Source organism: Pseudomonas putida S13.1.2, assembly GCF_000498395.2.
GTDB lineage: Bacteria > Pseudomonadota > Gammaproteobacteria > Pseudomonadales > Pseudomonadaceae > Aquipseudomonas > Aquipseudomonas putida_Q.
The window spans coordinates 5,621,481-5,648,252 of the sequence record NZ_CP010979.1; the positions used below are offsets into that span (position 1 = coordinate 5,621,481).

The 26,772-nt window shown below is 62.0% G+C and carries 23 protein-coding genes and 1 pseudogene; 19 read left to right on the forward strand and 5 right to left on the reverse strand.

Annotation, left to right across the window (positions count from 1 at the left end; genetic code table 11):
- The first annotated feature begins 3 nt into the window (after nt 1-3).
- Entirely contained in the window at nt 4-1,038 is a 1,035-nt protein-coding gene (gene motB / locus N805_RS24790) for a flagellar motor protein MotB (protein WP_019471325.1), read from the forward strand.
- A 173-nt stretch (nt 1,039-1,211) separates the two neighbouring features.
- Here the strand turns inward: motB and rsgA are convergent, their stop codons facing one another.
- Nucleotides 1,212-2,243, reverse strand: a complete 1,032-nt coding sequence (rsgA, locus tag N805_RS24795) for a small ribosomal subunit biogenesis GTPase RsgA (protein WP_026034441.1) — start codon at nt 2,241-2,243, stop codon at nt 1,212-1,214.
- 152 nt (nt 2,244-2,395) lie between these two features.
- Here rsgA and orn point away from each other — a divergent pair, with 152 nt between their 5' ends.
- Nucleotides 2,396-2,938 carry an oligoribonuclease gene (gene orn, locus N805_RS24800; RefSeq protein WP_019471327.1) on the forward strand — a complete coding sequence of 181 codons (543 nt, stop codon included), beginning with the start codon at nt 2,396-2,398 and terminating at the stop codon, nt 2,936-2,938.
- A gap of 91 nt (nt 2,939-3,029) precedes the next feature.
- Nucleotides 3,030-3,641 carry a trimeric intracellular cation channel family protein gene (locus N805_RS24805; RefSeq protein ID WP_003249516.1) on the forward strand — a complete coding sequence of 204 codons (612 nt, stop codon included), beginning with the start codon at nt 3,030-3,032 and terminating at the stop codon, nt 3,639-3,641.
- Between the two features lie 123 nt (nt 3,642-3,764).
- Here the strand turns inward: N805_RS24805 and queG are convergent, their stop codons facing one another.
- Complete coding sequence (queG, locus tag N805_RS24810; RefSeq protein WP_019471328.1) at nt 3,765-4,829, reverse strand: tRNA epoxyqueuosine(34) reductase QueG; 1,065 nt, start codon at nt 4,827-4,829, stop codon at nt 3,765-3,767.
- A gap of 65 nt (nt 4,830-4,894) precedes the next feature.
- Here queG and N805_RS24815 point away from each other — a divergent pair, with 65 nt between their 5' ends.
- The 16 genes and pseudogenes from N805_RS24815 to N805_RS24890 all read left to right on the forward strand — a co-directional run bounded on the left by N805_RS24815 (nt 4,895) and on the right by N805_RS24890 (nt 21,906).
- Complete coding sequence (locus N805_RS24815; RefSeq protein WP_026034442.1) at nt 4,895-5,755, forward strand: NAD(P)H-hydrate dehydratase; 861 nt, start codon at nt 4,895-4,897, stop codon at nt 5,753-5,755.
- The gene (tsaE, locus tag N805_RS24820) at nt 5,743-6,216 is read left to right on the forward strand and encodes a tRNA (adenosine(37)-N6)-threonylcarbamoyltransferase complex ATPase subunit type 1 TsaE (RefSeq protein WP_019471330.1); all 474 of its coding nucleotides are present in this window, start codon (nt 5,743-5,745) and stop codon (nt 6,214-6,216) included. The genes N805_RS24815 and tsaE overlap by 13 nt, the downstream gene beginning before the upstream one ends.
- Nucleotides 6,217-6,227: 11 nt before the next feature.
- Nucleotides 6,228-7,658, forward strand: a complete 1,431-nt coding sequence (locus N805_RS24825; protein WP_019471331.1) for an N-acetylmuramoyl-L-alanine amidase — start codon at nt 6,228-6,230, stop codon at nt 7,656-7,658.
- Nucleotides 7,655-9,553, forward strand: a complete 1,899-nt coding sequence (gene mutL, locus N805_RS24830; RefSeq protein WP_019471332.1) for a DNA mismatch repair endonuclease MutL — start codon at nt 7,655-7,657, stop codon at nt 9,551-9,553. Before N805_RS24825 ends, mutL begins: the two co-directional genes overlap by 4 nt.
- Before the next feature lies 1 nt (nt 9,554).
- Nucleotides 9,555-10,526: a tRNA (adenosine(37)-N6)-dimethylallyltransferase MiaA gene (miaA, locus tag N805_RS24835; RefSeq protein ID WP_019471333.1), complete on the forward strand. Its 972-nt coding sequence runs from the start codon at nt 9,555-9,557 to the stop codon at nt 10,524-10,526.
- Between the two features lie 94 nt (nt 10,527-10,620).
- Complete coding sequence (hfq, locus tag N805_RS24840) at nt 10,621-10,881, forward strand: RNA chaperone Hfq (RefSeq protein WP_016489445.1); 261 nt, start codon at nt 10,621-10,623, stop codon at nt 10,879-10,881.
- 12 nt (nt 10,882-10,893) lie between these two features.
- Nucleotides 10,894-12,195, forward strand: coding sequence for a ribosome rescue GTPase HflX (gene hflX / locus N805_RS24845; RefSeq protein WP_016501882.1), 1,302 nt, complete (start codon nt 10,894-10,896; stop codon nt 12,193-12,195).
- 96 nt (nt 12,196-12,291) lie between these two features.
- Nucleotides 12,292-13,473 carry an FtsH protease activity modulator HflK gene (gene hflK, locus N805_RS24850; RefSeq protein WP_019471334.1) on the forward strand — a complete coding sequence of 394 codons (1,182 nt, stop codon included), beginning with the start codon at nt 12,292-12,294 and terminating at the stop codon, nt 13,471-13,473.
- Nucleotides 13,473-14,342 carry a protease modulator HflC gene (gene hflC / locus N805_RS24855; RefSeq protein WP_012274454.1) on the forward strand — a complete coding sequence of 290 codons (870 nt, stop codon included), beginning with the start codon at nt 13,473-13,475 and terminating at the stop codon, nt 14,340-14,342. Before hflK ends, hflC begins: the two co-directional genes overlap by 1 nt.
- A gap of 301 nt (nt 14,343-14,643) precedes the next feature.
- A complete protein-coding gene (locus tag N805_RS24860) occupies nt 14,644-15,831 on the forward strand; it encodes an ATP phosphoribosyltransferase regulatory subunit (protein ID WP_019471335.1) in 1,188 nt (395 codons plus the stop codon).
- Nucleotides 15,832-15,887: 56 nt separating this feature from the next.
- The gene (locus tag N805_RS24865; protein ID WP_019471336.1) at nt 15,888-17,180 is read left to right on the forward strand and encodes an adenylosuccinate synthase; all 1,293 of its coding nucleotides are present in this window, start codon (nt 15,888-15,890) and stop codon (nt 17,178-17,180) included.
- A 1,112-nt stretch (nt 17,181-18,292) separates the two neighbouring features.
- Nucleotides 18,293-18,505 (forward strand): annotated as a pseudogene (locus N805_RS31355) (methyl-accepting chemotaxis protein); the annotation flags it as partial.
- Between the two features lie 201 nt (nt 18,506-18,706).
- Nucleotides 18,707-19,411 (forward strand): methyl-accepting chemotaxis protein, encoded by a 705-nt coding sequence (locus N805_RS31360; RefSeq protein WP_371113218.1) that lies wholly within the window; start codon nt 18,707-18,709, stop codon nt 19,409-19,411.
- 174 nt (nt 19,412-19,585) lie between these two features.
- The gene (locus tag N805_RS24875) at nt 19,586-20,038 is read left to right on the forward strand and encodes a DUF2867 domain-containing protein (protein WP_019471338.1); all 453 of its coding nucleotides are present in this window, start codon (nt 19,586-19,588) and stop codon (nt 20,036-20,038) included.
- A gap of 822 nt (nt 20,039-20,860) precedes the next feature.
- Nucleotides 20,861-21,535 (forward strand): hypothetical protein, encoded by a 675-nt coding sequence (locus N805_RS24885; protein WP_155412709.1) that lies wholly within the window; start codon nt 20,861-20,863, stop codon nt 21,533-21,535.
- On the forward strand, nt 21,532-21,906 hold the full coding sequence (locus tag N805_RS24890; RefSeq protein ID WP_019471341.1) for a hypothetical protein: 375 nt from the start codon (nt 21,532-21,534) through the stop codon (nt 21,904-21,906). Before N805_RS24885 ends, N805_RS24890 begins: the two co-directional genes overlap by 4 nt.
- A gap of 943 nt (nt 21,907-22,849) precedes the next feature.
- Here N805_RS24890 and N805_RS24905 read toward each other — a convergent pair.
- The 3 genes from N805_RS24905 to N805_RS24915 form a co-directional block, all read right to left on the reverse strand.
- Nucleotides 22,850-24,415: an ABC transporter permease gene (locus N805_RS24905; protein WP_019471344.1), complete on the reverse strand. Its 1,566-nt coding sequence runs from the start codon at nt 24,413-24,415 to the stop codon at nt 22,850-22,852.
- Entirely contained in the window at nt 24,415-25,428 is a 1,014-nt protein-coding gene (locus N805_RS24910) for an extracellular solute-binding protein (protein ID WP_019471345.1), read from the reverse strand. The genes N805_RS24905 and N805_RS24910 overlap by 1 nt, the downstream gene beginning before the upstream one ends.
- Nucleotides 25,429-25,652: 224 nt before the next feature.
- Nucleotides 25,653-26,678 carry a methyltransferase domain-containing protein gene (locus N805_RS24915; RefSeq protein WP_019471346.1) on the reverse strand — a complete coding sequence of 342 codons (1,026 nt, stop codon included), beginning with the start codon at nt 26,676-26,678 and terminating at the stop codon, nt 25,653-25,655.
- Nucleotides 26,679-26,772: the final 94 nt, after the last annotated feature.

Consider the following 26,772-nt stretch of genomic DNA (forward strand, 5'->3'; position numbering starts at 1 on the left):
GTCATGGAAAACAATCAGCCCATCATCGTCAAGCGCGTCAAGCGCTTTGGCGGCGGCCACCACGGCGGCGCCTGGAAAATCGCCTTTGCCGACTTTGCTACGGCAATGATGGCGTTCTTTCTGGTGCTGTGGTTGATGTCCACGGCCACACCGGAGCAGAAAATCGCCATTGCCGGCTACTTCCAGGACCCGATCGGCTTCTCGGAAAGCGGCACGCCCTATGTCATCGACCTGGGTGGTTCGCCTGAACTGGCACCGGAGAAAACCATCAACCCGGAAGTCAAATCCGAGCCGATGCCCGAGTCCACAACCCAGATGAGCAAGGACCAGGTCGAGACCATGGCCGAGCAGGTCGAGCGCGAGCGCCTGGAGTTGCTGCTGCAGGAACTGCAGAACAAGGTGGAAGAGAACCCGCAGCTGCAGAAGTTCAAGGACCAGATCCTGTTCGAAATCACCCAGGACGGCCTGCGCATCCAGATCATGGATGCCGAGAACCGGCCGATGTTCGACATCGGTAGCGCCCGCTTGCAGCCGTACTTTGAAGACATCCTGCTGGCCATGGCCGACACCATCAAGGCGGTGCCGAACAAGATCAGCATCAGCGGCCACACCGATGCCAAGCCGTATGCCGGCAGTGGTGAGTTCGGCAACTGGGAGCTGTCGGCCAACCGTGCCAACGCTGCGCGCCGTGCGCTGGTGGCTGGGGGTTACCCGGACGGGCAGGTGGCGCGGGTGGTGGGTTATGCCTCGTCGTCGCTGTTCGACCGCAAGGACCCGTTCAACCCGGTCAACCGCCGTATCGATATCATCGTGCTGACCAAGAAGGCCCAGCGCAATATCGAGGGTGAGCAGGGTGCGCCGGAAGCGCCGGCCGCCGACCCTGCTGCTCCGCCAGCCAGTGGCGCTGTGCCGGGGGCTGGCGCACCGCAAGCCCCAGGGGCAACTGAGCAAGCACCGATGCAACCGCGTGAGCTGCGCCAGAAGCTGAACATCTTTGAAGATGGCACACTGAAGATGGATGAGGCCAAGGAGCAGTAAGCGGCTTTTTTGTGCGGGCGACTGTTCTACACAAAACCTGAACGCTGGCGCGATCACTGTGGGAGCGGGTTTACCCGCGAAGCATCCAGCGCGGTGGATGGCACCGGCGTTGCCGGTGTTCGCGGCTAAAGCCGCTCCCACAGGGGATCGCGGCAAATTTCATTTCAAGCGTTTCAGTAGCTGTCTTCGGTCAGGCTGGCAATGATCGAGCGGTAGCTGTTCATGCGTTGCGGCTTGATGCGCCCCTCGTCCAGGGCCTTGAGCAGCGCGCAGCCCGGTTCGCGGTCATGCTTGCAGTCGCGGAAGCGGCAGGTGCCGAACAGGTCGCGGAACTCGATAAAGCCATCTTCCACGTCGTCGCGGCTGACATGGCCAAGGCCGAACTCACGGATGCCCGGCGAGTCGATCAGATCGCCGCCGTTAGGGAAGTGGTACAGCCGCGCGGTGGTGGTGGTGTGGGTACCTTGGCCAGACCATTCCGACAGATCGCCGACACGGGTGCCAGCGTCCGGCAGCAGGCTGTTGACCAGCGACGACTTGCCCACCCCTGACTGGCCGACGAACACACTGATGTGGCCGTCAAGCAGCTGCTGCAGGCGCTGCATGCCGTCGCCCTGGTGTGCCGATACTTCCAGCAGCGGGTAGCCCAGTTCGCGGTAGACTTCCAGCAGCGCATGCAGGCCGGGGCCGTTCTCGTCATTGATCAGGTCGGCCTTGTTCAGCAGCAGCAGCGGCCGCAGGCCAGCGTGCTCGGCCGCTACCAGGTAGCGGTCGATCAGGTTTGGGTGCGGCTCTGGCGCAGGGGCGAACACGATCACGATCAGGTCAACGTTGGCGGCCACCGGCTTGAGTTGACCGTGGTTGTTTGGCCGGCACAGTTCGGTGCTGCGCGGCATCTGCGCCACGATTACGCCGATGCCCTGGTTACCCGCACGCCATACGACACGGTCGCCGGTGACCAGCGCCGGCAGGTTGGCGCGCAAATGGCAGCGGAACACCTGGCCTGCGGTTTCGCCATCCTGGGCTTCAACTTCTACCTGCACGCCAAAGTGCGCGATCACCAGGCCCAGTTGCTCTGGCCCCAGGTCGCCGCCTTCCAGTTCCTGCAGCGCATGCTGCTCGCGTTTGGCGGCGCGAGCGGCGCGCTCGCCCTGGATTTTTTCGATCCGCCAGTTCTGGCGGCGATTGAGCTGGCGTTTGGCCATGAAGGTACCGTGTGAAAGGCCCGGGTAGGGCATTGAAAACGGCTGGCAGTTTAGCACGCCAGGCTCTGGACCATTGTGCTTACCTTTGATGCGGTGAATGGGCGTGCATTGGCCACTAGGCTAATATGACGGCCTATATGAGGAGCCCCTGCATGCAAAACCCACAGAACCTGATCTGGATCGACCTGGAAATGACCGGCCTGGATCCGGACAGTGATGTCATCATCGAGATGGCCACCATCGTTACCGACAGCCAGCTGAACACCCTGGCTGAAGGGCCGGTGATCGCCATCCATCACAGTGACGAAGTGCTGGCGCGCATGGACGAATGGAACACCCGTACCCATGGTGCTTCGGGCCTGACCCAGCGCGTGCGCGAGAGCAAGGTCAGCATGGCTGAAGCCGAGGCGCAGACCATCGCCTTCCTCGAGCAGTGGGTGCCCAAAGGCAAGTCGCCGATCTGCGGCAACAGCATCTGCCAGGACCGCCGCTTCCTCTACCGCCACATGCGCAACCTGGAAAACTACTTCCATTACCGCAACCTGGATGTCTCCACCCTGAAGGAACTGGCCGCGCGCTGGGCACCGGACGTGCGTGACAGCTTCAAGAAGGGCAATACCCACCTGGCGCTGGACGATATCCGCGAGTCGATCGCCGAGCTGCGCCACTACCGCGAGCACTTCATCAAGCTGTGAACCGAAAAGGCGCAGATATTGTATCTGCGCCCCCTTTTGGTGCCCTGGGCAACTGGTTAGACTGCGCGCCTTTCTCGCACGGACCCGCGCCATGTTGTTGATGCTCTACCTCATCGCTATCACCGCCGAAGCCATGACCGGCGCCTTGTCTGCCGGGCGTCGCGGCATGGACTGGTTCGGCGTGGTGCTGATTGCCTGCGTCACCGCCTTGGGTGGCGGCTCGGTGCGCGACGTGCTGCTCGGGCATTACCCGCTGACCTGGGTGAAGCACCCGGAGTACCTGGTGCTGACCAGCTTTGCGGCGTTGCTGACCATTTTCATTGCGCCGATGATGCGCCGCCTGCGCTCGCTGTTCCTGGTGCTCGATGCCCTGGGGTTGGTGGCCTTCACCCTGATTGGCTGCATGACCGCGCTGGAGATGGGGCAGGGCATGCTGGTGGCGTCGATAAGTGGGGTGATTACCGGCGTGTTTGGCGGGATCTTGCGGGATATCTTCTGCAACGACATTCCACTGGTGTTCCGCCGTGAGCTGTATGCCAGCGTGTCCTTTGCGGCGGCGTGGTTCTATCTGGGGTGCGTGTATTTCAAGGTGCCGGCAGAGCAGGCGATGCTGCTGACCTTGTTTGGCGGGTTCCTGGTGCGGTTGCTGGCGATCCGCTTCCACTGGGAAATGCCCAAGTTCCACTACAACGACCAGCAGTAGGTCATTTTTCAGCCCTGAGGCAGTCTTTGTGGGAGCGGGTTCACCCGCGAAGAATGCAACTCGGTGTATGGCACCGGCTGCGCCGGTGTTCGCGGGTGAACCCGCTCCCACAGGGGCATGTGGTTATTGGATGTTGTGTCGGGCCAATGCCCACTCCACATGCTCGCGCACCAGTTCTGATTCATCCTCGCGCCGGGCTTTCAGGGCCTCGATCACAGGAATGGTGGAAGGCGCATTGCCCAACCCCACCGCCAGGTTGCGCAAGAACCGCTCATACCCCGCCCGCCGCAATGGCCCGCCCTCGGTCTTGCGCAGGAAGGTGCGTTCATCCCACAGGAACATCTGCGCCAACTCGGCATTCTCCAGCCCATGCCGCGGCTGGAAGTCCTGTTCCTGGGTGTGCTTGGCAAAGCGGTTCCATGGGCAGACGATCTGGCAGTCATCGCAACCGAACACCCGGTTACCCATCATTGAGCGCAACTCGACAGGGATTGCGCCCTTCAGTTCGATGGTCAGGTATGAGATGCAACGCCGGGCATCCAGCACATAAGGCCCGACAAATGCCTGGGTGGGGCAGATGTCCAGGCAGGCCTGGCAGCGCCCGCAATGTTCGCTGGTCGTCGCGTCGTCCACCGGCAACGGCAGGTCGACAAACAGCTCGGCAAGAAAGAAGTAACTGCCCGCCTTGCGGTTGAGCAATAAGGTGTTCTTGCCGATCCAGCCCAGCCCGGCCTGTTCGGCCAGGGCCTTCTCCAGCACAGGGGCGCTGTCGACGAATGCGCGGTAGCCGAACGGGCCAATGGCTTCCTGGATGCGGTCGGCCAGGAACTGCACACGCTTGCGCACCAGCTTGTGGTAGTCCCGGCCCAGCGCATAGCGCGATATGTAGGCCTTTTCCGGCTGTGCCAGGCGCTGCGCCATCTGTGTGTCGCCGGGCAGGTAGTCCATGCGCAGCGACACCACACGCACCGTGCCGGGAATCAGCTGCTCGGGGTGCGCGCGCTTGCTGCCGTGCGCACCCAGGTACTCCATCTCGCCCTGGTAGCCGGCATCGAGCCAGCGCTGCAGGTGGTGTTCGTGTTCGCCAAGGTCGACCCCGGCGATGCCAACGTGGGCAAAACCGAGTTCCTGGCCCCAAATCTTGATCGATTGGGCCAGTTGGGCGAGGTCAGGTGTGCAGCTGGACATGGATGGGCAAGGCAATACGGGCTCAGGTGCGTATAATTCTGCCAGACATTGGAGCCTTTGACCCCATGCCGCAGACCAAACACCCCAGCCATGCCCCGCAACGGCTCAGCAGCGTGACCGTCGCGCACCTGCCGACACGGCATGCGCATGCCCATAAAGGCGACTTCGGCCATGTAATGGTGGTGGGTGGCGACCTTGGCACCGGCGGCGCGGTGCTGTTGAGCGCTGAAGCCGCCCTGCGCTGTGGTGCCGGGCTGGTCAGCGTAGCGACGCGCCCCGAGCATGTTGGCGCGAGCCTGGCCCGGCTGCCCGAAACCATGTGCCTGGGCGTCAGCTCGGCCAACCAGCTGATGGGCGTGCTGGAGCGCGCCTCGGTGCTGGTGGTTGGCCCGGGGCTGGGGCAGGCGGCGTGGGGGCGTAGCCTGCTGTCGGCAGTGGCCAACGCCGAGCGGCCGCAGGTGTGGGACGCCGATGCCCTGAATTTGCTGGCGCGTACCCCCCTGGCCCTGCCCAGTGGCAGCATCCTCACCCCGCACCCGGGGGAGGCGGCGCGGCTGCTGGGTATTTCCACCGAGGCGGTGCAGGCCGACCGCCAGGGCGCTGCGCGCAAGCTGGCGCGCCGTTACAACAGCGTTTGCGTGCTCAAGGGCGCCGGTACGCTGGTGGCCGACCCGGCCGGGCAGCTGATGCTGTGCGAGCGGGGCCACCCGGCGATGGCCGGGGCCGGCCTTGGCGATGTGCTGACCGGTGTGCTGGCGGCGTTGCTGGCCCAAGGGCTGGATGCCTGGCAGGCCGCTGGCCTGGGGGTGTGGTTGCATGCCTGTGCAGGTGAGCGGCTGGGTGTAAAAGGTAGAGGCCTGGCGGCCAGTGATCTGGCGCCGGTCATTCGTGAGTTACTCGAGGAGCATTCTGCGTGTCTGGCATAACCCTGTTTCTGGCCGATGAAGACGCCACGGTCAAGTTTGGCGCAGCCCTGGCCGAGGTGACCGGCGGTCGCGGCGTGATCTTTCTTGAAGGTGACCTGGGTGCGGGCAAGACTACGCTTTCCCGAGGGCTGATCCGTGGCCTGGGCCATACCGGTGCAGTGAAAAGCCCGACCTTCACCGTGGTCGAACCCTACGAAATTGGTGGGGTGCGGGCCTTCCACTTCGACCTGTATCGCCTGGTCGATCCGGAGGAGCTGGAGTTCATGGGTATTCGTGACTATTTCGAGGGCGACCCGCTGTGCCTGTTCGAGTGGCCACAAAAGGGTGCGGGCGTTTTGCCAAAGCCTGACCTGACCATTACCATGACCCCCCAAGCGGGCGGACGCTCGCTGATCCTTTCGCCGCAGGGGGCTCGCGGCGAGGCCTGGTGCGTGGCACTGGCCAAACACTATAAACAGTAAGTGGGGTAGGTATGCGCATACGCGCACTGGTTGCCATCGTTGGGCTGCTGCTGACAACGGTGACCGTTGACGCTCTGGCCGTCACTCAAGTCAAGAGCGTGCGCCTGTGGCGCGCGCCAGACAACACGCGGCTGGTCTTCGACCTGTCTGGCCCCGTGCAGCACAGCGTCTTCACCTTGAGCGCGCCTGATCGCCTGGTTATCGACATCAATGGCGCGACACTGGCCGCGCCATTGAACGTGGCCACCTCCAACACGCCGATCACCAGCGTGCGTTCGGCTCAGCGCACCCCGACCGACCTGCGGGTGGTGGTCGACCTGAAAAAGTCGGTCACCCCGAAAAGCTTCACGCTGGCGCCGAACGCCCAGTACGGCAATCGCCTGGTGGTCGACCTGTACGACCAGGAAGCCGATGCCATTGCGGCCAGCGCGCCACCGCCGGCCCCGGCGCCGGTACAGACGCCGGCTACCACACCAGCGGTGCCGGTATCCCCGGCCCAGCCCGCCATCAAGTTGCCGCCGGTACCTAGCGGCAAGCGTGAAATCGTGGTGGCCATCGATGCCGGCCACGGTGGCGAAGACCCGGGTGCATCCGGTTCGCGCGGCCAGCATGAAAAAGACATCGTGCTGCAGATTGCCAAAGAGCTTCAGCGCCAGATCAACAGCGAAAGGGGCTTCCGTGCCGAATTGACCCGTACGGGCGACTATTTCATTCCGCTGCGCAAACGCACCGAAATCGCTCGCAAGAAGGGTGCCGACCTGTTCATCTCGATCCACGCCGACGCCGCGCCGTCGCGGGCTGCATTTGGTGCTTCGGTGTTCGCCTTGTCCGACCGCGGCGCCACCTCCGAGACCGCGCGCTGGCTGGCAGACACGGAAAACCGTTCCGACCTGATCGGCGGTGCCGGCAACGTCAGCCTCGATGACAAGGACCGCATGCTGGCCGGCGTGCTGCTGGACCTGTCGATGACCGCCACGCTCAGCTCCAGCCTCAACGTGGGGCAGAAGGTGCTGGGCAACATGGGCCGTGTCACCTCGCTGCACAAGCAGCGTGTGGAACAGGCCGGCTTCATGGTGCTGAAGTCGCCGGATATCCCGTCGATCCTCGTTGAAACCGGGTTCATCTCGAACAACAACGAAGCTGCCAAGCTGGCCACCGCCAGCCATCAGCAGGCCTTGGCCCGTTCGATTCATACCGGTGTGCGTCAGTACTTCCAGCAGAACCCGCCGCCGGGTACCTATATCGCCTGGCTGCGTGATACCGGCAAGATTGCCGCCGGCCCACGTGAGCACACCGTGCGCCCTGGCGAAACCCTGGCGATGCTCGCCGTGCGTTACCAGGTCAGCGTGGCCAGCCTGCGCAGCACCAACAGCCTCAAGACGGATGAACTGAAGGTCGGCCAGCGCCTCGACATCCCTGCAACCACATTGGCCGCGCAATGAGTGGCGGTTCGCGCATCCAGCTGCTCAGCCCGCGGCTGGCCAACCAGATCGCCGCCGGCGAGGTAGTCGAGCGGCCGGCCTCTGTCGCCAAGGAGCTGTTGGAAAACAGCCTGGACTCCGGCGCCCGACGCATCGACGTGGACGTGGAGCAGGGCGGCGTCAAGTTGCTCAAGGTACGGGACGATGGCAGCGGAATTTCTGCTGACGACCTGCCGCTGGCCTTGGCCCGACACGCCACCAGCAAGATTCGCGAGCTGGAAGACCTTGAAGGGGTATTGAGCCTGGGTTTCCGTGGCGAGGCCTTGGCATCGATCAGCTCGGTGGCGCGGCTGACCCTGACTTCGCGTACCGCCAGTGCCACCGAGGCCTGGCAGGTCGAAACCGAAGGCCGTGACATGACCCCGCGCGTGCAGCCGGCGGCGCACCCGGTGGGTACCTCGGTAGAAGTCCGCGACCTGTTCTTCAATACCCCGGCGCGGCGCAAATTCCTGAAGGCCGAGAAAACCGAATTCGATCACCTGCAGGAAGTCATCCGCCGGCTGGCGCTGGCGCGTTTCGACGTTGGCTTCCACCTGCGCCACAACGGCAAGAGCATCCTCAGCCTGCACGAGGCCCATGACGAAATGGCCCGGGCGCGGCGGGTGGGCGCCATCTGCGGCCCGGGCTTCATGGAGCAGGCGCTGCCGATCGACGTCGAGCGCAACGGCTTGCGCCTGTGGGGCTGGGTGGGCCTGCCGACCTTCTCGCGCAGCCAGGCAGACCTGCAGTACTTCTTCGTCAACGGCCGTGCGGTGCGCGACAAGCTGGTCGCCCACGCTGTGCGCCAGGCTTACCGTGACGTGTTGTTCAATGGTCGGCACCCGACATTCGTGCTGTTCCTGGAGCTGGAGCCCAACGGCGTCGACGTCAATGTGCACCCGACCAAGCACGAAGTGCGCTTCCGCGAGGGGCGTTCGGTGCACGACTTCCTGTATGGCACCCTGCACCGCGCACTGGCCGATGTGCGTCCGGAAGACCAGTTGGCCGCGCCTGCCGCCGTACCCGAGATAATCCGCCCCACCGGCCAGCAGGCCGGTGAGTTCGGCCCGCAGGGCGAAATGCGCCTGGCGTCGCCAGTGCTTGAGCGGCCCCAGGCGCCGCAGCATGCGATCTCCAATGGCGGCAGCGGCGCCGGTTACCAGTACCAGTACACCCCACGCCCTTCGCAGCCGCTGCCGGCCGCCGAGGCGCAGGCGGTGTATCGCGAGTTCTACAAACCGCTGGAAGACGGAGCGGCACCGGTAACCACGCTGCCCGAAAGCCAGGGTGATATTCCTCCGCTGGGCTATGCACTGGCGCAGCTCAAGGGTATCTACATCCTGGCCGAGAACGCCGTTGGCCTGGTGCTGGTGGACATGCACGCTGCCCACGAGCGCATCATGTACGAGCGCCTCAAGGTGGCCATGGCCAGCGAAGGCCTTAGCGGCCAGCCGCTGCTGGTGCCCGAAACCCTGGCCCTGAGCCAGCGTGAAGCTGATTGCGCCGAAGAGCATGCACAGTGGTTCCAGCGCCTGGGCTTCGAACTGCAGCGCCTGGGCCCCGAGACCTTGGCGATTCGCCAGATTCCGGCCTTGCTCAAGCAGGCCGAGGCCAACCGCCTGGTTCAGGACGTACTTGCCGACCTGATGGAGTACGGCACCAGCGACCGTATTCAGGCCCACCTCAATGAACTGCTCGGCACCATGGCCTGCCACGGCGCCGTGCGCGCCAACCGGCGCCTGGCAATCCCCGAAATGAATGCCCTGCTGCGCGACATGGAAAACACCGAACGCAGTGGCCAGTGCAACCATGGCCGTCCCACCTGGACCCAGATGGGCCTGGACGATCTGGACAAACTTTTCCTGCGCGGTCGATGAAATGAGCGGCAAGCCCCCTGCAATATTCCTGATGGGCCCGACGGCGGCCGGCAAGACCGACCTGGCCATCGAGCTGACCAAAGTGCTGCCGTGCGAGCTGATAAGCGTCGACTCGGCGCTGGTCTATCGCGGCATGGACATCGGTTCGGCCAAGCCGTCAAAAGAAATTCTGGCTGCCCACCCGCACCGCCTGATCGACATCCGCGACCCGGCCGAGAGTTATTCGGCCGCGCAATTTCGCGCCGATGCCCTGGAGGCCATGGCCGACATCACTGCGCGGGGCAAGGTCCCGCTGCTGGTGGGCGGCACCATGCTCTATTACAAGGCGTTGATCGATGGCCTGGCCGACATGCCGGCAGCGGATGCCGCGGTGCGAGCCGACCTGGAAGCCCAGGCCCAGGCGCTTGGGCTGGCCGAACTGCACCGCCAGCTGGCTGAGATAGACCCGGAATCGGCGGCGCGCATCCACCCCAACGACCCGCAGCGCTTGATTCGCGCGCTGGAGGTGTACCGGGTGAGTGGCGAGAGCATGACAGCCCATCGCCAGCGTCAATTCGCGGAAAGTCGCGGCGCAGACGCAGGCGCTGGCGGACATTTGCCCTATACTGTCGCGAGTTTGGCGATTGCTCCTACAGATCGTCACATTTTGCATCAGCGAATTGCGTTACGATTTTCGCAGATGTTGGAACAGGGCTTCGTTGACGAGGTCCGATCGCTGCGAGCCAGAAGTGACTTGCACGCCGGGCTGCCGTCTATACGGGCAGTGGGTTATCGGCAGGTCTGGGATTACCTGGACGGCACGCTGACTGAGAATGAGATGCGAGAACGCGGTATCATTGCTACCCGGCAGCTGGCCAAGCGGCAGTTCACCTGGTTGCGTGGCTGGCCTGATGTGCACTGGCTTGACAGCATGGCCTGCGACAATCTGTCCCGCACCTTGAAATACCTTGGGGCCATCTCCATATTGAGCTGAGTCCCTGCTGATTGCCGTCTATTCTTGCGAAGGGGCGGCCTAATTTATCGATTTTCTTGATTTTCTATTATTTATCCTTACAGGAGTGCGGCATATGTCAAAAGGGCATTCGCTACAAGACCCTTACTTGAACACCTTGAGAAAAGAAAAGGTTCCGGTATCCATCTACCTGGTCAACGGCATCAAACTGCAGGGCTCGATCGAATCGTTCGACCAGTTCGTGGTACTGCTGAAGAACACCGTCAGCCAAATGGTCTACAAACACGCCATTTCGACCGTGGTGCCTGCCCGTCCGGTTCGCCTGCCAAGCCCGTCCGATTCCGATCTCGGCGACAGCGAGCCAGGCAACGCCTGATAGGAGCCTGCATTGTTCTTTGAGCGCCACGGTGGTGGTGAACGGGCGTTGCTCGTTCACTTGGAAGGTCAGAACCCTGAGGCGCGCGAAGATCCGCAGGAGTTTCGGGAGCTGGCACTGTCGGCCGGGGCGGACATCGTCTCGCTGGTGACTGTGACAAGGCATCAGCCAACGGCCAAATACCTGATTGGCAGCGGCAAGGTCGAGGAATTGCACGACCTGGTCCATGCCGAACAGGTAGACCTTGTGATTTTCAATCACACCCTTACGCCCAGTCAGGAGCGCAACCTCGAACGTGTGTTCGAGTGCCGTGTGCTCGATCGTACCGGGCTGATCCTCGATATTTTCGCCCAACGGGCGCGTACCCATGAAGGCAAGCTGCAGGTCGAACTGGCCCAGCTTGATCACATGAGCACGCGGCTGGTGCGCGGCTGGACCCACCTTGAGCGACAAAAAGGCGGTATCGGCCTGCGTGGCCCGGGTGAAACCCAGCTGGAAACCGACCGCCGCCTGTTGCGGGTGCGCATTCGCCAGATCAAGTCACGCCTGGAGAAGGTACGCAGCCAGCGTGAGCAGGCGCGTCGCGGGCGCAAGCGCGCGGATATCCCTTCCGTTTCGCTGGTGGGTTACACCAACGCCGGCAAGTCCACGCTGTTCAACGCCCTGACCGAATCCGAGGTGTACGCCGCGGACCAGCTGTTCGCCACCCTCGACCCGACCCTGCGCCGGCTTGAGCTCAACGACCTGGGGCCGATCGTGCTGGCCGACACCGTGGGCTTCATTCGCCACCTGCCGCACAAGCTGGTCGAGGCATTTCGGGCTACGCTCGAAGAGTCGAGCAACTCCGACCTGCTGCTGCACGTGATCGACGCCCATGAGCCAGAGCGCATGGAACAGATCGAGCAGGTGCTGGCCGTGTTGGGCGAGATTGGCGCGGAAGGCTTGCCCATCCTCGAGGTGTATAACAAACTCGACCTGCTCGAAGATGTCGAGCCACAGATCCAGCGCAATGCCGACGGCAAGCCGGAACGGGTCTGGGTATCGGCACGCGATGGGCGTGGTCTGGAGCTGGTTGGCCAGGCGATTGCCGAGTTGCTGGGGGATGATCTGTTTGTCGGTACCCTGTGCCTGGAGCAGCGTTTTGCCCGCTTGCGCGCGCAATTCTTTGCTCTGGGTGCCGTGCAGAGTGAAGAGCATGATGAAGAAGGGCGCAGCCTGCTGAGCGTGCGACTGCCCATGGTCGAATTGAATCGCCTGGTCAGCCGCGAAGGCATGGAGCCGCAAGTGTTTGTCGAGCAACACACTTTGCAATAAATGCTCGTCGAGGTCGCCGGGCAGCAGTGACAGGCATTCTGTAGCATTGGACGGCGCGCCGTGGGCGCGTCTTTGCTTTATCAGATGGAGAGCGCTATGGCTTGGAACGAGCCGGGTGGCAACTCGAACAATCAGGATCCCTGGGGCGGCCGCCGTGGTGGCGGTGGCGGTGGTGGTGACAAGAAAGGTCCGCCGGATCTGGACGAGGCCTTCCGCAAACTGCAGGACAGCCTGAACGGCATGTTCGGCGGTAACAAGAAACGTGGCGGCGGTGACCGCAATGTCGGCAAGGGCGGTGGCCTGGGCCTGCTGGGCATCGGCCTGGCGGTACTGGCTGCCATCTGGCTGTACAGTGCCGTGTACGTGGTCGACGAGCAGGAGCAGGCTGTGGTGCTGCGCTTCGGCAAGTACCATGAAACGGTCGGTCCCGGCCTGAACATCTACTTCCCGCCGATTGATCGCAAGTACATGGAAAACGTCACGCGTGAGCGTGCCTATACCAAGCAGGGCCAGATGCTGACCGAAGACGAGAACATCGTCGAGGTACCGCTGACCGTCCAGTACAAGATCAGCAACCTGCAGGACTTCGTGCTTAACGTCGACCAGCCTGAGGTGAGCCTGCAGCACGCGACCGACAGTGCCTTGCGCCACGTGGTGGGTTCCACCTCGATGGACCAGGTGCTGACCGAAGGCCGTGAACAGATGGCCGTGGATATCCGCGAACGTCTGCAGCGCTTCCTCGACAACTACCGTACCGGTATCACCGTTACCCAGGTCAACGTACAGAGCGCGGCAGCCCCGCGTGAAGTGCAGGAAGCCTTCGACGACGTGATCCGTGCCCGCGAAGACGAGCAGCGTGCCCGCAACCAGGCCGAGTCCTACGCCAATGGCGTGGTGCCGGAAGCCCGTGGTCAGGCCCAGCGCATCATCGAGGACGCCAACGGTTACCGCGACGAAGTCATCGCCCGGGCCAAGGGTGAGGCCGACCGCTTCACCAAGCTGGTGACCGAGTACCACAAGGCACCTGAGGTGACCCGTCAGCGTCTGTACCTGGAGACCATGCAAGAGGTCTACAGCAATTCGAGCAAGGTCATGGTGGCAACCAAGGACGGGCAGAACAACCTGCTCTACCTGCCACTGGACAAGATGGTCGAAGGCAGCCGCAATTCGTCCGCGCCAACCACCAGCGTGTCGCCATCGGCCAACGATGCGGCCGCCCGTGCGGCGCAGGACCTGCAACAGCAACAGCAGCCGCTGCGTACTAGGGAGAGCCGCTGATGAGCAACAGATCGCTGATCGCCCTGATCGCCGCCGTCGTTCTGGCCATCGTGGCCTGGAACAGCTTCTACATCGTGTCCCAGACCGAGCGTGCGGTACTGCTGCGCTTTGGTAAGGTGGTCCAGGCGGACGTTCAGCCAGGCCTGCACGTGAAGATTCCGTACGTGAACCAGGTGCGCAAGTTCGACGCCCGCCTCATGACCCTCGACGCCCCGACCCAGCGGTTCCTGACCCTGGAGAAGAAAGCGGTGATGGTCGACGCCTACGCCAAGTGGCGCGTCAAGGATGCCGAGCGCTTCTACACCGCCACGTCCGGCATGAAGCAGATCGCCGACGAGCGTCTGTCGCGTCGTCTGGAAAGCGGCCTGCGCGACCAGTTCGGTAAACGTACCCTGCACGAGGTGGTTTCCGGTGAACGTGACGCACTGATGGCCGACATCACTGCATCGCTAAACCGCATGGCCAACAAGGAGCTGGGCATCGAGGTGGTCGACGTGCGCGTCAAGGCCATCGACCTGCCGAAGGAAGTCAACCGCAGCGTGTTCGACCGCATGAGCACCGAGCGTGAGCGTGAAGCTCGCGAGCACCGTGCCAAGGGTAACGAGCTGGCTGAAGGTATTCGTGCCGATGCCGACCGCCAGCGCCGTGTGCTGCTGGCCGAGGCCTACCGCGAAGCAGAAGAAACCCGTGGTGACGGCGACGCCCAGGCGGCCGCCATCTATGCCAAGGCCTACAGCCAGGACGCTGATTTCTATGCGTTCCACCGTAGCCTGCAGGCATACCGCGAGAGCTTCTCGAGCAAGAGCGACGTGCTGGTCCTGGACCCGAAGAACGAGTTCTTCCGTTACCTGGACAAGAGCAAGCCGTGATGCTCAGGCCCTGACTTTCGTGCAGGGGCGCCCCGCCGGGCAGCTAAAATACCAGGCGGGGTGCATCCTGAATGAAAAGGGGTGTATGATGAGGCAGCCGGGAAATTTCCCGGCTTTTTTGCGTCTGAAAGGTTGATTGGCGAAGCGCCAGTTGACGGTTTGGTCAGCTCGCAAGGCAATTCGAGGGTATCGGGTACGGTGGCTGCGCTGGGATCAGTGCTGCCCGCTGCTGTGCGCGATACCGGCTTTACTGACGGCTCGCCAGCTGGCAAGCCGCCCGGACCAGAGGGGAAAAGGCGTAATGGCAACGGTAGACCGCTGGCTGCTGCCAGATGGCATCGAGGAAGTACTGCCACCTGAGGCTGCGCGCATCGAGATCGCGCGCCGTCAGGTGTTGGACCTGTTCCAGAGTTGGGGCTACGAGCTGGTCGTCACCCCGCATATCGAGTACCTGGAGTCGCTGCTCACCGGCGCCGGCCAGGACCTGGATCAGCGCACCTTCAAGGTAGTGGACCCGCAGTCCGGCCGCCTGATGGGCTTCCGCGCCGACTTCACCCCGCAGGTGGCGCGCATCGACGCCCACACCCTGCGCCGTGAAGGCCCGAGCCGCCTGTGCTACGCCGGCAGCGTGCTGCACGCCCAGCCGCGTGCACTGTCCACCTCGCGCAGCCCGATCCAGCTGGGCGCCGAGCTGTATGGCGATGCCAGCCCGACCAGCGACGTGGAAGTCATCAGCCTGATGCTGGCCACGCTGCAACTGGCCGATGTGCCGGACGTACACATGGACCTGGGCCACGTCGGTATCTACCGCGGCCTGGCCCGTGCTGCCGGCCTGTCCGGTGCGGTCGAGCAGCAGCTGTTCGACGCCCTGCAGCGCAAGGCCGTCGATGAAGTGCAGGCGCTGACCGCCGACCTGCCGAAGGACCTGGGCAACATGCTGCGCGCACTGGTCGAACTGTGCGGTGGCCGCGAAGTGCTGGCCGAAGCCCGCGTGCGCCTGGGCCGTGCCCCGGCCAGCGTGCTGGCTGCACTGGACGACCTGCTGGCGATCGCCGATCGCCTGACGTCGCGCTACCCGGACCTGCCGCTGTACTTCGACCTCGGCGAACTGCGCGGCTACAACTATCACACCGGCGTGGTATTCGCGGTGTTCGTGCCGGGCGAGGGTCAATCGATCGCCCAGGGCGGGCGCTACGACGACATCGGCGCCGACTTTGGCCGGGCCCGCCCGGCCACCGGTTTCTCCACGGATTTGAAGACCCTGGTCACACTGGGGCGAGCGGAGGTCGTATTGCCAACGGGCGGCATCTGGATGCCGGACAGTGGCGACGCGGCCCTCTGGCAGCAAGTCTGCCAGTTGCGCACCGAGGGCCAGCGTGTGGTCCAGGCCCTGCCTGGCCAGCCGTTGAGTGCTGCTCTCGAGGCGGATTGTGATCGGCAATTGATTCAGCAAGACGGGCGCTGGCAGGTTCTGCCGCTGGCCCAGTGAGTTTCTGCGTCGGCAACAGGCCGGCAACCAAGTTTGCGTGAATGAGGACCAATGTAATGGGTAAGAATGTCGTCGTCCTGGGCACCCAGTGGGGTGATGAGGGCAAAGGCAAGATCGTCGATCTGCTGACCGAACATGCTGCCGCCGTAGTGCGCTACCAGGGGGGCCACAACGCGGGTCACACCCTGGTGATCAACGGTGAAAAGACCGTTCTGCACCTGATTCCGTCCGGCATCCTGCGTGAAGGCGTACAGTGCCTGATCGGCAACGGCGTGGTCGTTGCCCCGGACGCCCTGATGCGCGAAATCACCAAGCTGGAAGAAAAAGGCGTACCGGTGCGCGAGCGCCTGCGCATTTCCCCGGCTGCGCCGCTGATCCTGTCGTACCACGTGGCCCTGGACCAGGCCCGCGAAAAAGCCCGTGGCGAAGCCAAGATCGGCACCACCGGCCGTGGTATCGGCCCAGCCTACGAAGACAAGGTCGCGCGCCGCGGCCTGCGTGTGGGCGACCTGTTCCACCGCGAGCGTTTCGCTGCCAAGCTGGGTGAGCTGCTGGACTACCACAACTTCCAGCTGGTGAACTACTACAAAGAGCCGGCCATCGATTTCCAGCAAACCCTGGACGAGTGCATGGCCTACGCTGAACAGCTCAAGCCGATGATGCTCGACGTCACCGCCGAGCTGCACAACCTGCGTCGCGCCGGCAAGGACATCATGTTCGAAGGTGCCCAGGGCTCGCTGCTGGACATCGACCACGGTACCTACCCGTACGTCACCAGCTCCAACACCACCGCTGGCGGTATCTCCACCGGTTCCGGCGTTGGCCCGATGTACCTGGACTACATCCTGGGCATCACCAAGGCCTACACCACTCGCGTGGGTTCCGGTCCGTTCCCGACCGAACTGTTCGACGAGACCGGCGCTACCCTGGCCAAGCGTGGCCACGAGTTCGGTTCCACCACTGGCCGTGCCCGTCGTTGCGGCTGGTTCGATGCCGTCATCCTGCGTCGCGCCATCGACGTCAACAGCATTTCGGGCATCTGCCTGACCAAGCTGGACGTACTGGACGGCCTGGAAACCATCAACATCTGCGTTGGCTACAAGAACGAGAACGGTGCTGTCATCGACGCGCCTTCCGATGCCGACAGCTACATCGGCCTGGAGCCGGTGTACGAAGAGATGCCAGGCTGGAGCGAGTCGACCCTGGGTGCAAAAACCCTGGAAGAGCTGCCGCAAGCTGCGCGTGACTACATCAAGCGCATCGAAGCGTTGGTTGGCGCGCCGATCGACATCATTTCGACCGGCCCGGACCGCAACGAGACCATCGTGCTGCGTCACCCGTTCGCCTGATCTGCCCTCCAGGCTGATCTGACGCCGTGGCCCTGAAAAGGGCCGCGGCGTTTTCATTTGTGGTGTATGCCTGCACTGGCCCTATCGCCGGCAAGCCAGCTCCCACGGCATCTTCATCGGTCTCGAGATGTGTGAAGTTCCTGTGGGAGCTGGCTTGCCGGCGATAGGGCCGGTATTGGCAACCCCTTTGCTGAACCTTGGCGTTTATCCCTGCTGCCTTCGGCACAACCCTTGCTGTAAGAAGTTTCTGTAGATGCCATCAAAATAGTGGCGCCAGAAAACACGAGGGTTACACCGTGTCTGCCATCCTCTCACTGTTACGAAGCCGCCTTTTGCGGCCTGTGTTTGTTGCCCTTGGTATCGCTCTTTTGGTGCAGGTGCTGGTTGCCGTTGCGCTCACCCGAAGCACGGTCACCGCCCTGGAAGCCGACCTTGGCGAACGCCTGGGCAACGACAGCCGCCAGCTGGCCAACGACCTGGAGCAAGCCGGGCAAGACGTGCGCTCGGGCCTCGACGGCCTGTCCAGCAGCACCCGCCAGCGCCTGAGCGCCGGGTTGTCGGAGCGCCTGCAAAGCGAACAGCAGCAACTGCGCAGCACCCTGGAAAAGAACCTGAAGGACTCCGCCAACGACATGGCCGAGCTGCTGGCGTCGGTTGCCCCGCGGGCGATCTGGGACAACGACGTGCCGGTGCTCTCCGACTTTGCCCGGCGTGCCCAGCGCAACCCCAACGTGCTGTTCGTGGTGTACGACGATGCCCAGGGCCAGCACCTCACCCGCTATTTGAACCGGCAAAACCCGATCAACCAGGCTTTGATGGACAAGGGCCAGGGCGAGCGTGCGCTGGACAAGGTGATCGATGCCGCCCGACACGACCCGGCGGTGTACTTTGTCGAAGCTTCGATCAGTCCCAATGGCGCAGAAATCGGCAAGGTGGTGATGGGGGTTTCCACCGCCGGCATCGACCAGGAGCTCAAGGCCCTGGACCAGCGCTTCGCGGCGCTGATTGCCAGCGGTGAGCAACTGGTTGGCGACAGCCTGGTGGGGGCTGCCGCCGACAGCGGCAAAACCCTGCGTGAGCGCCTGGAGAAGGCGCAAGGCAGTGCTGCAGCGATGCAGGCCAATACCGCACAGACTGTGCGCGATGCCGCTGCCGAACTGCGCTGGCGCATTGGCCTGGGCCTGGTGCTGGTTGGCCTGGGTGTGCTGCTGGTGGTGGCCGTGGTGCTTGGCCGCCGAGTGCTGAGCAAGCTGCGCCTGCTGATTGCTGCCCTGGACGACCTGGCGGCGGGCGAAGGCGACCTGACCAAGCGCGTGCCGCTCGACAGCCGCGACGAAATTGGCGACATGGCTTCGGCGGTGAACCGCTTTGTCGACAAGCTGCAACCGATCGTGCGTGAGGCGGGCGAGGTGGCGCAGCGTACCGGTGTCGAGATTGGCGCGATGGCCCAACGCAATGCCGGCGCCGATGCGGCTGCGGCACTGCAACGCGATGAAGTGGCAGCCAGCCTGCGCGACCTTTCGAGCATGGCCGACGAAGCCCAGGCTGAAAGCCACGCGATGCAGGCGGCCTTGAAACAGGTGGTGGATATCCGCCAGGCCACCGACGAAAACAGCCGCACCTCGACCCAGCTCGCGGGGTTGATCGAGAACCTGGCAGGCCAGGTAGAGACCGGCTCCCAGGTGATCGAGCGCCTGGCCAAGCAGAGTGAGCAGATTGAAGTGGTGCTGACAGTGATCCACGGCATTGCCGAGCAGACCAACCTGCTGGCGCTGAACGCGGCCATCGAAGCCGCCCGGGCGGGTGAGACCGGGCGCGGGTTTGCCGTGGTCGCCGATGAGGTGCGGGCGCTGGCGAGCAAGACGCAAAGCTCCACGGGGGATATCCAGTCGCACATCGCGGCGCTGCAGAAGGGCGCCAAGGAAGCCGTGGCGACCATCAGCCAGGCCGGGCTCAAGGCCAGCGAAGGGCTGCTGGTACTGCGTGATAACGAGCGCCGGCAGCAGTCCGTGCAGGCGGCGGTAGAGCAGGTGCATGCGGCCATTGGCCTGGCCACCCGTGCCGCCGAGCAGCAGGCGAGCGGGGCGCAGGCAGTGCGTGGGCGGGTGGAGACTATCCATGCCCAGGCTGAGCGATCAGCTCAGGTGGTGATGCAGACCACGGCCAGCAGCAAGGTGCTGGATGACCTGGCCGCGCAGCTACGGGCAAGCCTTGGCCAATTCCGCGCCTGACGCGGTGCCTGTAGGAGCGGCCTTGCGTCGCGATGGGCTGCGCAGCAGCCCCAGGATATCGGCATTAATGCAGATATTGCCGGGGCTGCTGCGCAGCCCATCGCGACGCAAGGCCGCTCCTACAGTGGGCGGTGTTGCTATGCTGTCGGCGACACATGACAAAAGGACTTGCTCATGTCCGCCCAACTAATCGCCGCCCAGGCTGACCTGAATTTCCTGCACAGTGACAGCGTACAGCTCACTGACCCGATGACCGCCCTGCAAGCCTACTGCGCTATGACCTCGGACGTCCCCGACTGGCTGGCCCGGGCCTTCCGCTTTCGCGACTTCATCTCACGCCGTTTCAATGTTGCCGATATCCACGGCTTCACTCGCGCCGATCCAACGCATGTGCCAGCCGTTGGTGAGCGCCTGGACTTCTTCACTGTCGAGACCATCAGCGACCAGCAACTGGTGCTGACTTCGCGCGACACGCACTTGGCGGTGATGGTCTGCATGGATGTGTACGGGCAAAGCTTGAGCGTGACCACATCGGTGCTGTGCCTCAATACTTTTGGCCGGTTGTACATGCTGCCGGTCGGCATGGTGCATGGCCTGATCGTAAGGAAAATGCTGGAGAAGCTTTAAGCAGCATCGAACCTGACCAGGAAACATTCTTTTACTGATCAAATCGTCATCATCGTCGAATCTGTAGGAGATTTCCCAAATATTCCTTGATAGGGCGTTTGCTGTTGCAGTGGCTGACACAGGGGTTAGTGTCGTATTGGGCTGGCGTCAACCGAGCTGTCAATTCGTAACGCTTGCGTGCTTGGGCGGGAGTAGGAGTGCAGAAAGGCTGAGTATGTCGAGAAGAGTTCGCTAGTTGCGAGCTTGGGGCTAGGAGGAATGGGTGGATATGTTGGGGGCCTATTGGGGCAATAGCATGTGTTGCCGTAGGTATTCCCACCGGTGGAACGGCAACTTTCGCATGTGCGGTATTGGGAGGGGCGGCTGGAGGTGTTGCTGGCGGTGAGTTTGGTGAGGTATTGGGAGAAAGAGTGGGGGAGATTTTGTATGAGGCAGTGCGATGAGTAACTTGCACATGGCAGTGCTTGGAGTGTTTGTAATTATTTCTCCGTTTTTGATGTTTGGTGTGTGGGTATTCGTTGCGTATCGATATCTGGATCGTATCGAATCAATCTTGTCAAATAGCCGAATGGTGGCCGTGAACAGAGAAATATATTCTCATGCTGGGCTGCTCGGGAAAGTCATGCGGCTAGGGTCAATTTCTGCAATGCTATCTATGAAATATTTTAGCGTTCGAAAGGGGCTATTAGATAGCAATGATGTTAGTAAGGCTCCCGTCGACCTGCAAAGGCTGTTAGTGCGCTTGTGGACTGTACAAATTTTGCTGATTGCACTGATTGTTCTGTTTTTTGTTTGGATAGAGTACTTGAGGTAAGCTCGTGTGTGTCGTACGAAATTCCAGGCTACTCGCCAGCCTGGATTCGTTCTCAAGCCTTGGAGTCCATCAAGAAGACGCTAGAGGAAATTGATGAACTGCATAGAGCATATTTGGGTGAAGGATCACTCAGGGCGCGTGATGAGTTTTATGCAAAGCGAGCGGCCTTGTTCCTGACGCTGGAGGGCAAACTCGAAAAAATGGCCGCGTTCGGATCAGGTTTGCGTAACAGGGGCTCGATCAAGAGGATGCTGGAAATATCCACCAAAAGCTATCTGCATACAGGGGAAGTTGCTAGGTATGCAGATAAAGTGACCGGTGTTGCGAGTGCGGCGAACTTTATAAAAAAAGGGACTTATCTTGGCTCGGCATTGGAAGTGGCTTCTACAGGCCTCGCCATCCACAAGGCTTGCACTTTAGGTCGAGAGGAAGATTGCAGAAAAGCCAGATATGTAGAGACCAGCGCCTTGGCCGGTAGGATGTCTGGTAGCGCCGGTGGTGGGGTGGCGGGAGGTGCGTTGCTAAGCTCTCTGTGTGTAGCGATTGGAATTCCTTCGGCGGGGTTTGGAGGGATCACATGCGTCGTTATTGGTGCGGCGGTGGGAGGTAAATACGGAGGGGACTACGGTGGGGTGTGGGGTAGCGGTCTGGGGGAGTTGATTTATGAGAGAGTGCGAGAATGAGTACCGAAGCTTTGACGATAATCGCGTCTATCCTGCTCGCTTGTATGGCAATCAGCGTGTGTGTGATGATTTACTTGGCTTGCCGATTTATAGAGGCTGTCGAAAAATCTTTAGCGAAATGCAAGTATATTCAGAGTAATAGGGAGAGCTTTTCAGCGGCTGGTCTTGTTGGAAAATTAATGCGTACTTGCCTGGCGGCAAATATGCTCATGATTCCAGGGTTGTTTGTTCGAAAAGGTGTGGCAGATATTTCAGATCTCGAGAGTTTCCCAAGGTCTATGAAAAGAGTTTTGTTATCGTCTTGGGTGGGGCTTGTAGTATCGACGACCTTGTTCTTTGCTTTCAACTGGCTACTGGAAGTTTTAAAGTGAACTTGTGGTGAAGTCTCAGGTGGTAAATATTTTGGTGACATACTTTATCGTAGTGTAAATCCATGGCAATCAATGTGATAGAACTAGTTGTATTGGCCTGTTTTGTTTTGGCGGTACTATCGCTCTTGGTGTTGGTGTATTTATCGTATCGTTATCTAGAGTTCATAGAAACCATGCTTTCCAACTCTAGCTTTGTGGTGGGGAATAAAAACCTGTATTCACGGGCGGGCTTGATTGGGCGTGTCATGCGGATCTGCACGGTGTCGATATTATTGACGGTGCCAAAGTTATTCGTGTATAGGGGGCTGGTTGACTCACGGGAGGTAGATAGGTTTCCGGTGGCGATGCGGTGTGTATTGGTTGTGTTATGGAATCTTATGCTGATCTCGTTTTTAATCTTTATCTGTATGAGTGGATAATGAATTGGTGGCTGCGAATGTTGGGGTCATTGGCCGGGTCGCCGGTGCGCACAATTAGAAGCTCGGCGGTTATTGGGGTATCGAAACTGCGCCATGCTATTTGAAATCTATAGAACAGTATCCGAGGGGGGCAGCGTACCTGCTGGAAACCAAACTATCAAACGGGTCGGAACCAACCATCAGATCTCTGCCAATGCCTACGATCTCATCCTTGGCGGAGTACTGCTGTGGGGCTTTGCCGTCCACTGATACCTGATAACCACACTGCCAGCTGAGATCGTTGGGGGCCATTCCCATGATGTTGTTCTTGGCGGGTTTCAGGATCACTGCGAAGACAGGGGTCGTTATACCTTCAGTCTGAAACCGCGCAGAGACATCATCGATCTGTCTCTGCGGGTCTTGTGGGTCATGTCCAGGAAGTGCCTTGTGCAGGCCACGGTAAGCGTTTGCCGCTGATCTTGATGACAGCCTTTTTGTACAGCGCCTCGTCACGGTCCAGGCTGCTCGGCAGCCTGGACGGGTTCTCACGCCTTGTTTAGATACATCCGCGTAGTGAGCAGATACACCGGCAACCCCGAAACCAAGATCAACAAGGCGGCATAAGGCGCCGCTGCCGCGAACTCGACGTTGGCTGTATGCGCCCACACCTCGGTGGCCAGTGTGGTCATGCCCGTGGGGCTGAGCAGCAGGGTGGCTGTCAGCTCCTTCATGGCATCCAGGAACACCAGCGCAAAAGCCGCGGCCATGGCCGGGAAGATGATCGGCAGGGTCACCCGGCAGAACGCGGCAAAGCTGCTGGCACCCAAGGTACGGGCCGCTTCTTCCAGCGTTGGCGAGGCCTTGTTCAGCGCGGTGCGCACCGGCGACTGCGCCAGTGGCAAAAACAGCAGCGCATAGGCCAGCAGCAGCAATGCCGTGGTCTGGTACAGCGCCGGCACGTAGTGCAGGGCGAAGAACACCAGGGTCAGGGCAATCACCAGGCCGGGCAGGGCGTGCAGCAGGTAAGGCAGGCGCTCGGCCCAGATTGCCAGGCGACCCTTGTAGCGCACCACCAAGAAGCTGATCGGCAGGGCAAGCAGTACACAGAAGCCCGCACCGCCCAGCGACACCGACAGCGAGGTGAACAGCGCCTTTGAGATGGCCGCCACCGGGAACGCTGCCGACGACCCCACGCTCAGCCAGTAGCCGAGCATGGCCAGCGGAATACCGCTGCCCAGCACCGCCAGGCCCACGCAAAACAGCTGTGCCAGCACCGCCCAGCCACGCAGTTGCACCGGTTGCGCACGCCGCGCTACGCCCTGGCCGATGCGCACATGGCGGGCTTTGCCGCGTACGCGCAGTTCCAGCCACAGCATCACCAGGCACATCGCCAGCAGCACGGCAGACAGCATGGCCGCGTTGGCATTGCTGAACTCCAGTTCGAACTGTTGGTAGATTGCGGTGGTGAAGGTTTGCAGGCCGAGGATCGACAGCGCACCGAACTCCACCAGCATGTGCAGGGCAATCAGTAGCGCGCCGCCGAGCATCGACGGCCACAGCAGCGGCAGGGTGACCTTGCTGAACACGCCCCAGCGGCTGCAACCCAGGGTGCGTGCCGACTCCTCCAGCGACGTGTCGAGGTTGCGCAGGGTTGCGGCAACGGGCAGGAACACCAGCGGGTACTTGGACAGGGCCATGACCATGATCGCCCCGCCGAGGCCTTCGAAGTCCGAACTCAGCGACACCCAGGTGAAGCTGCTGACGAACGACGGCACGGCGAACGGCAGGCACAGCACCACGCCCCACAGCCTGCGGCCGGCCAGGTTGCTGCGCTCCAGCAGCCAGGCCAGCGCCAGGCCGACCACCATGCACGTCAGCGTCACCCCGACCATCAGCAACAGCGTGTTGCGCATCAGCCCCCAGACAAAGGGGCGCCACAGCAGGTGCAAGGCTTCGCGCCAGCCGGCTTCCCAGGCTTTGATGGCGACATAGGCCAGTGGCAGCAGGCTCATCGCCACCAGGAACAGCACAGGCAGCACCACCCAGATGGAGGGGCGCTTGCGGCGCGGTACGAAGCGCACCGGCGCCGGTGCGGACAGGGCGGCAGTCATCAGAGCAGGCCGACCTCGCGCTCAAGCTCGATGGCTTCCTCGGCGTTACCCAGGTCGGCCGGCGAGATCTTCGGCGGGCGCAGCTCGTCGAACGGCTTCAGGCCACGGTCAGAAACCATGCCCTTGTGCAGCGGGTACTCGGCGGTGGTCTGGGTGATCACGCGCTGGCCTTCTTCGCTGGCCATCCAGTTGAGCAGGGCCTGGGCTTCTTTCGGGTGCTTGCTGGCCTTGACCACGGCCGCGCCGGAAATGGTGACAAGGTTGCCGGCATCGCCGTCGGCCAGGTAGTAGAGTTTGGTGTCCAGCTTGCCGCGTTCGCGTTCAAGCGCGTACCAGTAGTAGTTGTTTACCAGTACCGCAGCCACTTCGCCTTTTTCCACGGCTTTGAGGGCGACCATGTTGTTGGTGTAGGTCTTGCCAAAGGCTTTCAGGCCAGTCAGCCATTCTTCGGTGGCTTCACGGCCGTGCATTTTCAGGATGGCCACGGCCTGCTCCTGGAATGCGCCACTGGTGGGTACATAACCCACGCGGCCTTCCCACTCAGGGTTGGCGAAGTCCATCACTGTGGTGGGCAGGTCTTTCTCGTCGACCTTCTTCGGGTTGTACACCACGATGCGCGTACGGGCCGTAATGCCCATCCAGGTGCCGTTGGCGCCAACGTATTCCTTGGGCACCAGGTTCGAGGTGGCGTCGTCGATCTTCGCCAGCAGGCCCAATTCGCCCAGGTTGTTCAGGGGCGGGGATTCTTCGGTGTAGATGATGTCGGCGGGCGAGCGGTCGCCTTCCTCGATGATCTGGCTGGCCAGCTGGTTGCTGCTGCCCTTGCGGATATCGATGTGAATACCGGTCTTGGCCTCGTAGGCCTTGGCGATGGCTTCGCCGATTTCCTTGTGCTGACCGTTGTACATGGTCAGGGTGACCGGTGCGTCTGCCATGGCGGCCGGAGCGCCGATGACCAGGCTCAGCACGGCGGCGGCCAAGGTGCGCATCAGCGGTTGCGGGCGGATCGTCATGCGGGTACTTCCTCGCTTACGGCTACATATTTGGAAACAATGGTAAACGAAATTGTTTCTCAAGTGGCCGTGTGACGAGAAATTCATGGGCAGACCATCGTTCAGTCTTCGAGAGTTGTGTTGGGCACTTCGCGGGCTTGCCCGCTCCCACAGGTATCGTGCAGTCTTCAAACCTGTGGTGTGCCTGTGGCAGCGGGCAAGCCCGCGAAAAGGCCGCAACAGGATTACACCTTGCTGGCAATCACCGCAGTGACCGGAGCAACCGGGTACCTCAGGCCATCCTCCTGCCGCACGTCGACAAACCCCGTGTGGCGCAACCTCTCGGCCAGCTCCCCAGCGGGCAACACATACCGCCCCTGCATGCGCATATGCAGGTAATAAGGCAGCACCCGCGCCGCAGTCTGTTTGTCTTCTGGTACCTCGGCATGGCAGCACACCAGCACGCCGCCGGGGTTCAGCGCCGAATGCAATCGCCGCAGCAATTCATCAAGGTCGTGGGCAAAGTGAAACACCGAGGAGCACCAGATCAGGTCGTATCCACTGCCAAAATCATCACGATCCAGATCCCCGCCAATGACCCCAAGGCGCTTTTCCAGCCCGGCGCGAACAATATTCTCCTGGGCCACTGCTGCAGTTTCGGCAAAGTCGAACACTACCCCGTGCAAATCCGGTAGCTGCCGGGCGAGGGCGATGGCGACCAGGCCAGGCCCGCCGCCCAGGTCCAGTATCCGTTGCAGGCGCGGTGCCTGCGGCAACCGTTCGATCAGCGCGCGCGCCACATCCACAGTAACCGCCTGCTGCTCCTGGGCAATCTGCACGCGAGCCGCCTCGGCCCAGCGCTGAGCCATTTCCGGGGTGGGGGCTGATGCGGGTGGCAAGCCATTGCGCAGTGCGTGCTCCAGTGGCTGGCCAGCCTGGCGCAGCACTTGATGGCGGAAGAGCAGGGCGTCGCCGCAGTAGTCGCTGGCACTTCGAGTCAAAAAGCGTTGGGCGGTTTCGCCATTGCGGTAGTGGCTGCCTTGTTCGTCGCGCTCGAGCAGCCCTTGGGCCCAGAGCATTTCCAGGAGGTAGCCGGTATTGAAGGGTTCCAGGTCCAGCTTTGTAGCCAGTTGGGCCGGGACGATGGATTGCTCGAGGTGTTCGAACAGGTTGATCGACAGTGCTACGCGCAAGGCATCGGCGGCGAGGCCCGCCAGTTGCAGGTCCCAGCACGCTTGCAGTGGGTGAGGGGTGGTCAGGTCCATGCTCATCGTTCGCTCGCTCCATGAGAGAAAGCTCAATCCTAGATAGGAATCATTCTGGATTGCAATGGAAGAGATGACGGGTAGGGAGGGGTAGGCAAAA